Origin of the sequence: Rhizobium sp. CCGE531 (assembly GCF_003627795.1) — a bacterium.
Taxonomy (GTDB): Bacteria; Pseudomonadota; Alphaproteobacteria; order Rhizobiales; family Rhizobiaceae; genus Rhizobium.
This window is the reverse complement of sequence record NZ_CP032684.1, coordinates 401,211-413,534: the sequence shown is the minus strand read 5'-3', so window position 1 is coordinate 413,534 and position 12,324 is coordinate 401,211. Positions and strand designations below refer to the sequence as shown.

Annotated in this window: 12 protein-coding genes; 5 read left to right on the top strand and 7 right to left on the bottom strand. The window is 61.5% G+C overall.

The features are described 5' to 3' along the window. Both pbpC and CCGE531_RS02020 read left to right on the top strand, forming a co-directional pair. Positions 1 to 2,085 carry a penicillin-binding protein 1C gene (gene pbpC, locus CCGE531_RS02025; protein WP_120662687.1) on the top strand — a complete coding sequence of 695 codons (2,085 nt, stop codon included), beginning with the start codon at positions 1 to 3 and terminating at the stop codon, positions 2,083 to 2,085. A gap of 77 nt (positions 2,086 to 2,162) precedes the next feature. Then, positions 2,163 to 2,522 (top strand): nuclear transport factor 2 family protein, encoded by a 360-nt coding sequence (locus tag CCGE531_RS02020; protein WP_120662686.1) that lies wholly within the window; start codon positions 2,163 to 2,165, stop codon positions 2,520 to 2,522. Positions 2,523 to 2,778: 256 nt separating this feature from the next. Here CCGE531_RS02020 and pheT read toward each other — a convergent pair whose 3' ends face one another. From pheT to infC, 5 genes are all read right to left on the bottom strand, one after another. Beyond that, positions 2,779 to 5,202 carry a phenylalanine--tRNA ligase subunit beta gene (gene pheT, locus CCGE531_RS02015; protein ID WP_120662685.1) on the bottom strand — a complete coding sequence of 808 codons (2,424 nt, stop codon included), beginning with the start codon at positions 5,200 to 5,202 and terminating at the stop codon, positions 2,779 to 2,781. A 16-nt stretch (positions 5,203 to 5,218) separates the two neighbouring features. After that, positions 5,219 to 6,301: a phenylalanine--tRNA ligase subunit alpha gene (pheS, locus tag CCGE531_RS02010; RefSeq protein ID WP_120662684.1), complete on the bottom strand. Its 1,083-nt coding sequence runs from the start codon at positions 6,299 to 6,301 to the stop codon at positions 5,219 to 5,221. Between the two features lie 328 nt (positions 6,302 to 6,629). Then, positions 6,630 to 7,034: a 50S ribosomal protein L20 gene (gene rplT / locus CCGE531_RS02000; protein WP_120662683.1), complete on the bottom strand. Its 405-nt coding sequence runs from the start codon at positions 7,032 to 7,034 to the stop codon at positions 6,630 to 6,632. Between the two features lie 37 nt (positions 7,035 to 7,071). Next, a complete protein-coding gene (gene rpmI / locus CCGE531_RS01995; RefSeq protein WP_003544621.1) occupies positions 7,072 to 7,275 on the bottom strand; it encodes a 50S ribosomal protein L35 in 204 nt (67 codons plus the stop codon). 321 nt (positions 7,276 to 7,596) lie between these two features. Next, positions 7,597 to 8,133 (bottom strand): translation initiation factor IF-3, encoded by a 537-nt coding sequence (infC, locus tag CCGE531_RS01990; RefSeq protein WP_184461881.1) that lies wholly within the window; start codon positions 8,131 to 8,133, stop codon positions 7,597 to 7,599. Positions 8,134 to 8,410: 277 nt separating this feature from the next. Between infC and CCGE531_RS01985 the strand changes: the two genes are divergently transcribed. Both CCGE531_RS01985 and CCGE531_RS01980 read left to right on the top strand, forming a co-directional pair. Beyond that, positions 8,411 to 9,223 carry an alpha/beta hydrolase gene (locus tag CCGE531_RS01985; RefSeq protein ID WP_120662682.1) on the top strand — a complete coding sequence of 271 codons (813 nt, stop codon included), beginning with the start codon at positions 8,411 to 8,413 and terminating at the stop codon, positions 9,221 to 9,223. A 235-nt stretch (positions 9,224 to 9,458) separates the two neighbouring features. Then, on the top strand, positions 9,459 to 10,058 hold the full coding sequence (locus CCGE531_RS01980) for a transglutaminase-like cysteine peptidase (protein ID WP_120662681.1): 600 nt from the start codon (positions 9,459 to 9,461) through the stop codon (positions 10,056 to 10,058). A 122-nt stretch (positions 10,059 to 10,180) separates the two neighbouring features. On the opposite strand, the gene CCGE531_RS01975 is transcribed toward CCGE531_RS01980, so the two are convergent. Both CCGE531_RS01975 and mbfA read right to left on the bottom strand, forming a co-directional pair. Then, the gene (locus CCGE531_RS01975) at positions 10,181 to 10,366 is read right to left on the bottom strand and encodes a hypothetical protein (RefSeq protein WP_120666384.1); all 186 of its coding nucleotides are present in this window, start codon (positions 10,364 to 10,366) and stop codon (positions 10,181 to 10,183) included. Positions 10,367 to 10,599: 233 nt separating this feature from the next. Further along, the gene (gene mbfA / locus CCGE531_RS01970; protein WP_120662680.1) at positions 10,600 to 11,583 is read right to left on the bottom strand and encodes an iron exporter MbfA; all 984 of its coding nucleotides are present in this window, start codon (positions 11,581 to 11,583) and stop codon (positions 10,600 to 10,602) included. Between the two features lie 262 nt (positions 11,584 to 11,845). On the opposite strand from mbfA, the gene CCGE531_RS01965 reads away from it, so the two are divergent. Beyond that, the gene (locus CCGE531_RS01965; RefSeq protein ID WP_120662679.1) at positions 11,846 to 12,313 is read left to right on the top strand and encodes a truncated hemoglobin; all 468 of its coding nucleotides are present in this window, start codon (positions 11,846 to 11,848) and stop codon (positions 12,311 to 12,313) included. The last annotated feature ends 11 nt before the right edge of the window (positions 12,314 to 12,324 follow it).

Sequence of the window (12,324 nt, the reverse complement as noted above, 5' to 3'; positions counted from 1 at the left end):
ATGAAGAGACGATGGAAGATTGCGATCGGCTTCGGAGCCACTGCCTCGGCGGCGGTGGCGCTGGTCTTCGGCCTTGAGGCTGCGGACCGCGCCTATCCGCCGCCGCTGGACGGTGCCCGCGTGGTCTCGGCTGAGGTGCTCGACGCCAATGGCGATCTCCTGCGCGCCTTCGCCACGCCCGAGGGCCGCTGGCGGCTGAAGACCGGCGTTGCCGATGTCGATCCGCAATATCTGCGCATGCTGGTCGCCTATGAGGACCGCCGCTTCTACGATCACCACGGCGTCGATCCGATGGCGATCGGCCGCGCCATCCTGCAACTCGTCACGCATGGCCGTATCGTCTCCGGCGGTTCGACACTCTCCATGCAGGTGGCGCGCCTGATCGAGCCGCGCGGCGAGCGTTCGATGACGGCGAAGCTGCTGCAGGTCGTCCGCGCCATCCAGATCGAGCGGCGGCTCAGCAAGGAACAAATCCTCGACCTTTACCTGACGCACGCGCCCTATGGCGGCAATCTGGAGGGCGTTCGAGCCGCGAGCCTTGCCTATTTCGGCAAGGAGCCGCGGCACCTGACCGTCGCGCAGGCAGGCCTGCTCGTGGCGCTGCCGCAGCTGCCGGAAAGGCGCCGGCCGGACCGCAACCTCGCCGCCGCCCAGGCCGCCCGCCACCGCGTCCTCGAGCGCGCCGCCGTCGCCACTGTTATCGGCGAAGGCGAAGCGGAACGGGCGTCGCTCTCCCCTATTCCGGCTCAGCGGCGGCAATTGCCGGCCTATGCCGCGCATCTGGCCGAGCTGGCGCTCCGCAAACAGCCCGGCATCATCAAGCACAAGACAACGCTACGGCGCGACGTGCAGCAGGGCCTGGAAGCCGTTGCCGATACGGCGGCAAAGCGGCTCGGACCGAAGGTCTCGGTCGCCATGATCATGGCCGACGCCAAGACCGGCGAGATCCTCGGCGAAGTCGGCTCGGCCAACTATTTCGATTCTTCCCGCTCGGGCTGGGTCGACATGACCCGCGTGCTGCGCTCGCCCGGCTCGACGCTGAAGCCTTTCATCTATGGCCTTGCCTTCGAGCAGGGCTATGTGGCGCAGGAGACGATCATCGAGGATCGCCCCGCCGATTTCTACGGCTACCGCCCCCGCAATTTCGACATGACCTACCAGGGCGATGTCAGCGTGCGCCAGGCGCTGCAGCTGTCGCTCAACGTGCCGGCCGTGCGCCTGCTCGACGCTGTCGGACCGACGCGGCTGCTGGTGCGCTTCCGCCGCGCCGAGGTGAAGCCGAAGCTGCCGCCGAACGAAGCGCCTGGCCTTGCGATCGGCCTCGGCGGCGTTGGCGTCACGCTGAAGGACCTCGTTCAGCTCTATGCCGGGCTCGCCAATCGCGGCAAGGCGATGCGGATCGGCGACGGCATCCAGGACGAGCCGGGACCGATTGACGGCGAGCCCCTGATGGAGCCGATCGCGGTCTGGAATATCACCGACATTCTCTCGGACATCATCGCGCCGCGCGGCAGCAAGCAGCTGGGCATCGCCTACAAGACCGGAACCAGCTACGGCAACCGCGATGCATGGTCGATCGGCTATGACGGCGCACATGTGCTCGGCGTTTGGGTCGGCCGGCCGGACAATGGCGCCGTGCCGGGGCTGGCGGGCTATGTTTCGGCCGCCCCCATCCTGTTCGAAGCCTTCGCCAAATCGGGCGTCGCCATAACCCCCTTCCCTCCGGCTCCGATGGGCGCCGTGCGTATCGCGCCGACCGAACTGCCGATCAGCCAGCGGCGCTTTTCCGTCACCGCCGCCGGGCTGCTGGCCGCTTCGAGCCGCGAGCCGGCACCGCAGATCGTCTATCCGCCGGAAGGGGCGCGCGTCGATCTCGGCGCAGGCGGCGGCAACGAGATCATGCCGCTGGCGCTGAAGCTGCAAGGAGGCCGGGCGCCGTTCCGCTGGCTCGCCAACGGCAAGCCGCTGCCCGACATGTCGCGCCGCCGCACCAACCAGTGGACGCCCGACGGCGCCGGCTATTCGACGCTGACCGTCATCGATGCGGCCGGACGGGCGGCAAGCGTGCGGGTTTTCGTGGAATAGGTCGATTTCAGGCGCGAGTTTTGCGAGCCGGACTCACCTGTGATAGTTTACCGGATACTCAAACGAGGAATGACGAGATGTCGGAAGAGCAAGCAATCCGTGCGGTTGTTCATCTCTATGTCGATGGCATGGCATTCGCGAACGAGCCGGCGCTGCGCAAAGCCTTCCATCCGCGAGCCGATATCATCGGCAACTATCAAGGCGCGGTGGAATGGATGACGCGGGATGAATTCATTGCCGCCATCGTCGAACAAGGCAGCGCGCCCCCGGACACGATACCGCTGATGGAAATCGAGCTGATCGACATCGAAGGCGATGCGGCCAGCGTCAAGGTCGTCGACGAATTCGCCGGCATGCGGTTTTCGGACTATCTATCATTGGTGAAAATCGATGGGCGGTGGAGCGTGGTGAATAAGGTGTATCATCTGCATCGGTGAGTGCTGGCTGCTTTCACTATGCCGCACCTCTGATACCCCCCTCTGTCACTATCGTGACATCTCCCCCACAAGGGGGGAGATCGTTGGGAGTTTGCCGCTCGTCCCTCGTAAGACAATAAACGGCAATTTCAGCGGATTCGATATTCGTTTGAGATAAGGCGTGCCCGCGAGTTACCAATCTCCCCCCTTGTGGGGGAGATGTCGCGACAGCGACAGAGCGGGGTATCGCACTCTCCGCAAACTCAACAGCAGCCGATTACGCTCTCAGCACCCCACCCGTCGACTTCGTCACATTCGCCACGATCTTCTGCGTCAGGGCCTCGAAATCCTCGTCGGTGAGCGTGCGCTCGGCCGGCTGGATCTGCACTTCGATCGCGATGGACTTCTTGCCTTCGCCGAGCGATGCGCCCTCGAAGATGTCGAAGACGTTGACGCCGGTCACCAGTTTGCGGTCGGCACCGACGGCGGCGCGGATGACGGCGCCGGCTTCTACCGACTTGTCGACCACGAAGGCGAAGTCGCGCTTGACGGCCTGGAACGGAGACAGCTCCAGTGCCGGCTTGGTGCGCGTCGCCTTCTTCTTCGGTTCGGGCATGGCATCGACATAGACTTCGAAGCCGGCGAGCGCGCCTGACACGTCGAGCGCTTCCAGTGTCTTCGGATGGAATTCACCGAAGTAGCCGAGCACGACCTTCGGGCCTATCTTGATGGTGCCGGAACGGCCGGGGTGATACCAGGCCGGGCCGCCCTGCTCGATCTGGATATTGCCGATCGGCAGGCCGCAGGCTTCGATGACAGCGAGAGCATCGGCCTTGGCATCGAAGACGTCGACCGGCTTGCCGCCGCCCTTGGCGGCGTTCGACCACATGCGGCCGGCGCCGGCAAGCGTTGCCGTGCCGCGGCGGATACCGCCGGCGACGCGACGCTGGCCCTCGGGCGTGTCATTCTCGTAGGTACCGGAGACTTCGAAGATCGCGACGTCGCCATAGCCCTTGTCGGCGTTGCGCTGCGCGGCCGAAAGCAGGCCCGGCAACAGCGACGGACGCATGTCGGACATATCGGCAGCGATCGGATTGGCAAGCTTCAGCGCAGTGGAGCCGCCACCGAAGAGCTTGGCCTGGTCTTCGGAAATGAAGGACCAGGTGACGGCTTCCAGCATGCCGCGCGAGGCAAGCGCGCGCTTGGCCGTGCGGGTGCGGATCTGCAGCGTTGTCAGGATCTTGCCGTTGACGGCGGCATGGCTGCTAAGCGGCTGCGGCTTGATGTTGTCGACGCCGTGGATGCGCATGATTTCTTCGACGAGATCGGCCTTGCCGTCGACATCCGGGCGCCAGGAGGGAACGGCGACCGAAATGCGCTCGCCGGAACCGGAGACCGAGAAGCCGAGCTTCGTCAGGATGGATTTGCTCTCATCGGCCGAGACTTCGAGGCCGGTCAGGCGCTTGACTTCCGACAGCGGGAAATCGACGACCTTGGCCTCATAGCCCTTGTAGCCTTCGACTTGGGCCTTGGCGGCCGTGCCGCCGCAGCTGGCAAGCACCAGCTCCGTCGTGCGCTCGAGGCCGGGCACCATGTATTCCGGATCGACGCCGCGCTCGAAACGATAGCGCGCATCGGTGATGATGCCGAGGCTGCGGCCGCTCTTGGCGATGTTCATCGGGTCCCAGAGCGCCGACTCGATCAACACATCCGTGGTGTTCTCGTCGCAGCCGGAATGCTCGCCGCCCATGATGCCGCCGATCGACTCGACGCCATTATCATCGGAAATAACGACATTGCCGGGGTTGAGCTTGTATTCGCGCTCATCCAGCGCCAGCACGGTCTCGCCGTCTCTGGCGCGGCGCACGACCAGATTGCCCTTGACCTTGGCGGCATCGAAGACGTGCATCGGCCGGCCCTGGTCGAAGGTCATGTAGTTGGTGATATCGACCAGCGCGCTGATCGGGCGCAGACCGATGGCGAGCAGGCGCTGCTGCATCCACTTCGGGCTCGGGCCGTTCTTGACGCCGCGCACGAGGCGAAGGGCGAAGCCGGGGCAAAGCCTGATATCGTCCAGATCGATCTTCAACTCGGTTGGCGTTTCGCCTTCGACGGCGAAAGACGGTGCCTTGTGCGGCTTGAGCGTGCCGAGGCCGGAAGCGGCGAGATCGCGGGCGATGCCGTAGACGCTGGTGCAATCCGGGCGGTTCGGCGTCAGGTTGATCTCGATGACCGGATCGTCGAGGCCGGCATAGGTGGCAAAGCTCGTGCCGATGGGCGCATCTTCGGGCAGGTCGATGATGCCGTCATGGCTGTCGGAGATTTCCAGCTCCTTTTCCGAGCACATCATGCCGCGGCTCTCGACGCCGCGGATGTTGCCGATCGCAAGCGTCACGTCGAGGCCGGGAACATAGGTACCCGGGGCAGCGAAGGCGCCGACGAGGCCCGCACGCGCATTCGGCGCGCCGCAGACCACCTGAACCGGCGCGCCGATGCCGGTATCGACCATCAGCACCTTCAGGCGATCGGCCTGCGGGTGCTTTTCAGCCGACAGAACCTTGGCGATGACGAAGGGCTTGAACGCCGCCTTGTCGTCGACCTCCTCCACTTCCAGCCCGATCATCGTCAGGCGGGCGCAGATCTCATCGAGCGTGGCGTCCGTTTCCAGGTGCTCTTTCAGCCAGGAGAGTGTGAATTTCATGTGCTTTATCCCTTCCTTACGCGCTCAGACCGCCGAACAAAGTCGGCATGTCGAGCGGGCGGAAGCCATAGTGGTTCATCCAGCGGACGTCGGCGTTGAAGAAGTCGCGCAGGTCGGGCATGCCGTATTTCAGCATGGCGATGCGGTCGAGGCCCATGCCCCAGGCAAAGCCCTGGTATTCGTCCGGATCGAGGCCGCCATAGCGCAGCACGTTCGGATGCACCATGCCGCAGCCGAGGATTTCCATCCAGTCGGTGCCCTCGCCGAACTTGACGATCGGGCCGGAGCGGTCGCACTGGATATCGACTTCGAAGGACGGCTCGGTGAACGGGAAGAAGGACGGGCGGAACCGCATCGTTACATTGTCGACCTCGAAGAAGGTCTTGCAGAACTCTTCCAGCACCCAGCGGATATTGCCGACATTGGCGGTCTTGTCGATGACTAGGCCTTCCACCTGATGGAACATCGGCGAATGCGTCGCGTCGCTATCCTGGCGGTAGGTCTTGCCGGGGATAATGATGCGGATCGGCGGCTTCTGCGCTTCCATGGTGCGGATCTGCACCGGCGAGGTATGCGTGCGCAGCACCTTGCGCTCACCCTTTTCATCCGGCTGGAAGAAGAAGGTGTCGTGCATCTCGCGGGCCGGATGGCCTTCCGGGAAGTTCAGCGCCGTGAAGTTATAGTAATCGGTCTCGACATCCGGACCCTCGGCGATCGAGAAACCCATGTCGCCGAAAATCGCGGTGATCTCGTCGACGATCTGGCTGATCGGGTGAATGCGGCCGCGTTCGGCAGGCGATGAGCGGACCGGCAGGCTGACATCGACGGTCTCGGCCTTCAGCTTCGCCTCGATCGCGGCATCGCGCAGCGCGCCCTTGCGTTCATTGATCGCATCGGTGACGGAATTCTTCAAGGCGTTGATCGCAGCACCGCGCGTCTGCCGTTCTTCCGGCGACATCGAGCCCAGCGTCTTCAACAGTTCCGAAACCGAGCCCTTCTTGCCGAGCGCGGCGACCCTCACAGCCTCGATCGACTGTTCGTCGGTCGCCGAGGCCACTTCGGCCATGAGTTGGGTTTCAAGTGTTACGAGTTCCGTCATCTGGTCCTGCCTTGCGGGCGGCGGGCTTGGAACGCCGCTCAGTCCGCGGAATAGTGGATGAACGCCCGCATCAGACAGCTTGTGGCAACGATGAGGCGCTGCAGATCACTATCCATGTGCAAGCGGCCAATCAACCGGGCAAATGACAAAAACACGCCAAGAATGCGGTCCTTGGCACTTGTCGCCTGATGCGCGGCCCGTTTTTCGGGCCTCGCCCGACAAGACAGCCTGACACGATGGAAAAGCGTATGCTGCAAAACACAAAACCCGCGCCGGTTTCGCCAGCGCGGGTTTCATAATGAATTTACGAAAGACGTGCGAGGCAGCGTTAGTTAACGGCTGCTTCGAACTCGTTCTTCGTGCCGGCGTCCTTGAGGTATTCCAGCGCCTTCTTGGAGGCAGCGACGAGCGCGCCGAAAGCTTCCGGCTCATGGATCGCCATGTCGGAGAGAACCTTGCGGTCGACTTCGATGCCAGCCTTGTTCAGGCCGTCGATGAAGCGGCCGTAGGTCAAGCCGAATTCGCGGACGGCAGCGTTGATGCGCTGGATCCAGAGGGCGCGGAAGTTGCGCTTGTTGACCTTGCGGTCGCGGTAAGCGTACTGCTTGGAACGGTCGACGGCGGCCTTGGCGGTACGGATGGTGTTCTTGCGGCGGCCGTAGAATCCACGAGCCTGCTTCAGAACCTTCTTGTGCTTGGCGTGGGCGGTAACGCCTCTTTTTACGCGTGCCATATCATGATCTCCTTAGTCTATAGCGTTACGAATAGTCTTAGAGACCGTTCGGCAAGTAGTTCTTGATAACCTTACGGCCATCCGGTTCTGCGAGAACCATGGTGCCGCGGGCGTCGCGAATGAACTTGTTGCTACGCTTGATCATGCCGTGGCGCTTGCCAGCAGCGGCTGCCTTGACCTTGCCGGTTGCGGTGATCTTGAACCGCTTCTTGGCAGAGGACTTCGTCTTCATCTTGGGCATTTTGCTACTCCTTCGATGCTTCCTGGCGCGCTTTGCTAAAAAGCCCTTCCCACAGATCCGGACAGGCCGAGCTGCAACAAGGTGCCGGAGCGTTTGTTGTTGAACGGCGGATCCGGTGATGAACCGCCCCGCCAGCATTCTGAACCGCCACGGCATGCCCTGCCGGTCAGTTCGGACGCGCGCTTATAACCGCACTTGCCTTGAAGTGCAACGGGCCGAGCGCGTGAATCTTTGCAGATCGATGACAACGAGCGACCCGACTGCAAAAAAGGAAAAAGCCGCCCAATGGGACGGCTCCGACCTCTTATTTCAACCTGCGCCTCACTTGGGCGCAAGCACCATCATCATCTGGCGGCCTTCGAGCTTGGGCTCGGCTTCCACCTTGGCGATCTCGAGCGTATCTTCCTTGACCTGCTGAAGAAGCTTCATACCGAGTTCCTGGTGGGCCATTTCGCGGCCACGGAACTTCAAGGTCACCTTCACCTTGTCGCCTTCCTCGAAGAAACGGCCGATCGCCTTCATCTTCACCTCATAGTCATGGGTGTCGATGTTGGGACGCATCTTGATTTCTTTGACTTCGACGATCTTCTGCTTCTTGCGCGCCTCGGCGGCCTTCTTCTGGTTGGCATATTTCAGCTTGCCCAGATCGAGGATCTTGCACACAGGCGCTTCCGCATTGGGGGAAATCTCCACCAGATCGAGACCGGCCTCCTCTGCCATTCTCAATGCCTGGTCGATCGGCACAACGCCCAAATTCTGGCCGTCAGCTGTAATGAGCTGAACTTTGGGAACGCGAATTTCCCTGTTGGAACGTGGCCCGTCCTTTACGGGCGCATCGGTTTTAAAGGGTCTGCGAATGGTCGTATTCTCCACGAATTGTTTCGGATAGCTGCAGCCTCTCGTCCCCCGTCGGCGCAACTGACGGAAATGTCGTAAAAGCTGTGTTGAAGTCAATAGCATGACAGCAGGAAAAAAACACCTCCCGCGTGTCGAGGGCATGTCTTGGAGGCGCAAGATGCGCCAAGGACACAGTATCGTTCCCGGATAATATAGAAACCCTTGCGCAAAGATCGAGGATTTTTCGGGTCACGCAAACGCGAATCTGTTCTATAGGGCAGAAAATCCGGGAGTTTTCATGTCCGAGACAGCCGCAGCCATCCAACCGATCTTCCTTCCCGTCGGCACGGGCGAGAGCGAACGCCAGATCGCCGTCGTCCAGCGCGCGGCCGGCAAGGGTGCCGAGAATGTCAGCTTCGTCTGGCTCTCCGGCTATCGGTCGGACATGAGCGGGACCAAGGCGGTGGAGCTGGATGCGCTGGCGGCGCGACTGGGTATCGGCTGCATTCGCTTCGACTATTCCGGGCACGGCCAATCCGGCGGCAAGTTTACCGACGGCACGATTTCGCGCTGGCTGGAAGAGGCGCTTGCCGTCATCGACCACATCAAGCCGAAGAAGATCGTTCTTGTCGGCTCGTCGATGGGCGGCTGGATCGCGCTTCGGGTGATCCAGGAATTGCGCAAGCGCAAGAAGGCGCCCGCCATTGCGGGCCTGGTGCTGATCGCGCCCGCCCCCGACTTTACCGTCGACCTCATTGAACCGAACCTTTCCGAGACGGAGCGGCGATCGCTGGAGGAGCGCGGCTATTTCGAGGAGCCTTCGGAATACAGCCCCGAGCCGAACATCTTCACCCGCGCCCTCATCGAGGATGGCCGCGCCAATCGCGTGCTGACGGGCATCGTCGAGACCGGCTGCCCGGTGCATATATTGCAGGGCATGCAGGACGCCGACGTGCCTTTTGCGCATTCGTTAAAGCTCGTCGAGCACCTGCCGGCGGACGATGTGGTGTTAACACTTGTGCGTGATGGCGACCATCGCCTGTCGCGTCCCCAGGATCTGGAGCGCATGCTTGATATCGCCGAGACGTTAGCTCTTCATAATACGCCATAATAACAAGCAGATACGAGCGAAATACTTCAAGCACGGCATCGCTGCCGGAGCTATATTGGCGCGCGCTCCCATAATCATAAGAGGCATGGAATTGTGGCAACTATCCCCTGGATTGTGCCGAAATTAACCATATGAGCCGGTTCCGGCGTTAACACTTAAGTAACGATTGACTTCCCACGCCCCCCTACATTAACAATTTGTTAACAAATGCAGGGACGATACAAGGATAGTGGGCGTGCGTATTAAGGGCGTATTGATTGCCTTCGCTGCTATAGTTGCGATGTCGTCGTCGGCCGTGCCGGCGCCTCAGCAGAGCGCAGCGATGACGGTTGGCAACGTGACCTCCCAGCCGATCGGGCACTATGATTTCTGCCAGAGGCATGCCGACGAATGCGGCCCGACCCGCAATGCCGGTCCGCTCGACATGAACGCCGCTTCCTGGGCGCTGGTCACCCAGATCAATCTCCGCGTCAACAAGACCATCCAACCGGCAACGGACATGGAAGTCTACGGCCAGGAAGAATATTGGGAATATCCGAAGACCGCAGGTGATTGCGAGGATTTTGCCCTTCTGAAGCGCAAGCTCCTGATACAGAGCGGCATTTCCGCCTCGAACCTGCTGATGACGGTCGTGCGCAAGCCGGATGGCGAAGGCCATGCGGTGCTGACGCTACGCACCAAGCAGGGCGATTATATCCTCGATAACCTCGAGGACCAGGTCAAGGTCTGGTACAAGACCCCCTATTCCTACATGAAGCGTCAAGCGAGCTTCAATGCCGGGCGCTGGGTCACCATCGAGAACGGCAACGACGTTCTGGTCGGCGCCGTCAAGTAAGCGGAAAAGCAATTTGCATCATGCAGGAAGGCCGGCCCATCGGACCGGCCTTTCGTTTTTCATCATGTGGCAAGAACGCTCCTTACTCTCCGGTAAGGACGAATAGGTCGTCACCACGAACGTCAACTGTTCTTATGGCTCTGGTGGCCTGCCTTGACGTGTTGCTCGTGGGTGCCGCCGCGCGAATTGCCAGAGTGCTGCTCGCGGGAGCTGGTGGACGAAGCATTCCTGGTGTCGTTTTCCATGTTCTTGTGGCTCTGTTGGCCAGCCTTCACATGCTGCTCGTGGGTTCCACCTTGATTTGCCATTGGATCATCTCCTTTGGTTTGCATACGAGGCCAAGAGCGGCCTCGTGTTGCTAACCGGCGGCGACGGCAGGCGTTCCGATTTTTAACATTTCGTGATGATGGATGATCTCCGCCCTGCCCCGGGAGTGCAAAACATCACCCATGTCTCACCCGCCGGCCCTTCGCTTGGGCTCAGGGCGTTCGATGCTCGAAACGATTCACTGGATCGTTTCGTCGGCTTCGCCGAACGCGTCTCACCCATTCCCGATCAGAATGCCGGCGCCGAGCACGAGCGAGCCGCCGAGCACGACCTGGAAGGCCGCGCGCAGGAACGGCGTCTCCATATATCTGTTCTGGATGAAGGCGATGGCCCACAGCTCGAAGAAGACGACGACGGCAGCCGTGATCGTCGCGGTCCAGAAATGCGGAATGAGATAGGGCAGCGCGTGGCCGAGACCGCCAAGCGCCGTCATGATGCCGCAGGCAAGGCCGCGCTTGATCGGCGAGCCGCGACCGGAGATCTTGCCGTCGTCGTGGGCCGCCTCGGTGAAACCCATGGAGATACCGGCGCCGACAGACGCCGAAAGACCGACGAGAAAGGTCTGCCATGTCTGCTGCGTGGCGAAGGCGGCGGCGAAGATCGGCGCGAGCGTGGAGACGGAGCCATCCATCAGGCCGGCAAGGCCCGGCTGCACATAGGTCAGCACGAACTGACGGCGCGCCTGGGCGTCTTCCTCCTGCTTGACCGTTTCCGGCGTGTGCTTGTCGCCAAGCATGCGGGCAACGTCTTCATGCCCCTGCTCGGCCAGCGCCAGATCACCGAGAAGCTGGCGCGTCGAGGCATCGGAAACCTGCTTGGCGGCTTCGACATAAAAATGATAGGCCTGCTGCTCCATCGCCTCGGCCTCGTCACGCATGGCATCGAGCGATAGGTTCTTGCGCAGCCAATCCGGCTTGCGCTCGTAGAATCCCTGCACATGCTCGCGCCGGATGAGCGGAATACGCTCGCCGAAACGCTGGCGATGCATGTCGATCAGTGTCTTGCGGTGGGTATCCTCGACCTCGGCCATATCCTCGAAGACCTTGGCCGACTCGGGGAAATTGGGGCGCAGAATGTCGGCATAGGCAAGATAGATGCGCGAATCGTCCTCTTCGGCGGCGATGGCGATGGCCAGGATCTCCTGCTCGGACAGGGAGGTGAAGGAACGTTTCGACGGGCGGAATAGACCTAACAGCATCGGGGGCAACCTTATAATTTTAGAATTATTCTAATTTTAAAATGAGCCATTGCGCCGGTCAAGCGGGAAGCGCTGTTGCAAGGAGGGAAATCGCGCTGGAAAATTCGCGGCCCATCGCATAAGGCGGCGGCAAATCGCGGGATAGTTTTGACAGATTGCCGCAACATCTCCATGACGTCTTGGCTGCGTCAGGAAATTGCATACATAGACGCTGACAAAACCGGTTGCCGCGAATTCAATGCGGGACCGCCCGGAGTGCATCATGGAAAACGACATACAGGCCCGCGCCGCTCATCTTGCCGGCATTCGCGAAAAGGCCGAGGCGGAGATGGCTCGCATGGGCATCGATGCCGCCTTCATCGACAGGCTGGTCGATACATTCTATGGCCGCGTGCAGGCGCATCCCCGGCTAGGACCGGTCTTCGATGGACGCCTTGCCGGGCGCTGGCCCGATCATATGGAAAAGATGAAGCGCTTCTGGTCGTCGGTCGCCTTCAAGAACGGCGCCTATGGCGGCAAGCCGGTGCAGGCGCATCTCGGCGTCGAAGGCATGGCGGCCGATCTTTTTCCGGAATGGCTGGCGCTTTTCTCGCAGACGCTTGCCGATATCGCGCCTTCCGACCAGGCGAAGGACTGGTTCATGGCAACGGCCGAACGCATCGCCAAGAGCCTGACGCTCTCGCTGTTCTACAATCCGGCACTGGATGATCCCGCAAGGAAGACCGTTTAAAGCACCTCGCG

What these genes read in the sequence shown, in the direction of transcription:
- pbpC (WP_120662687.1), top strand. Translation starts at nt 1, where the DNA reads ATGAAGAGACGATGGAAGATTGCGATCGGCTTCGGAGCCACTGCCTCG.
- CCGE531_RS02020 (WP_120662686.1), top strand. Translation starts at nt 2,163, where the DNA reads ATGTCGGAAGAGCAAGCAATCCGTGCGGTTGTTCATCTCTATGTCGAT.
- pheT (WP_120662685.1), bottom strand. Translation starts at nt 5,202, where the DNA reads ATGAAATTCACACTCTCCTGGCTGAAAGAGCACCTGGAAACGGACGCC.
- pheS (WP_120662684.1), bottom strand. Translation starts at nt 6,301, where the DNA reads ATGACGGAACTCGTAACACTTGAAACCCAACTCATGGCCGAAGTGGCC.
- rplT (WP_120662683.1), bottom strand. Translation starts at nt 7,034, where the DNA reads ATGGCACGCGTAAAAAGAGGCGTTACCGCCCACGCCAAGCACAAGAAG.
- rpmI (WP_003544621.1), bottom strand. Translation starts at nt 7,275, where the DNA reads ATGCCCAAGATGAAGACGAAGTCCTCTGCCAAGAAGCGGTTCAAGATC.
- CCGE531_RS01985 (WP_120662682.1), top strand. Translation starts at nt 8,411, where the DNA reads ATGTCCGAGACAGCCGCAGCCATCCAACCGATCTTCCTTCCCGTCGGC.
- CCGE531_RS01975 (WP_120666384.1), bottom strand. Translation starts at nt 10,366, where the DNA reads ATGGCAAATCAAGGTGGAACCCACGAGCAGCATGTGAAGGCTGGCCAA.
- mbfA (WP_120662680.1), bottom strand. Translation starts at nt 11,583, where the DNA reads ATGCTGTTAGGTCTATTCCGCCCGTCGAAACGTTCCTTCACCTCCCTG.
- CCGE531_RS01965 (WP_120662679.1), top strand. Translation starts at nt 11,846, where the DNA reads ATGGAAAACGACATACAGGCCCGCGCCGCTCATCTTGCCGGCATTCGC.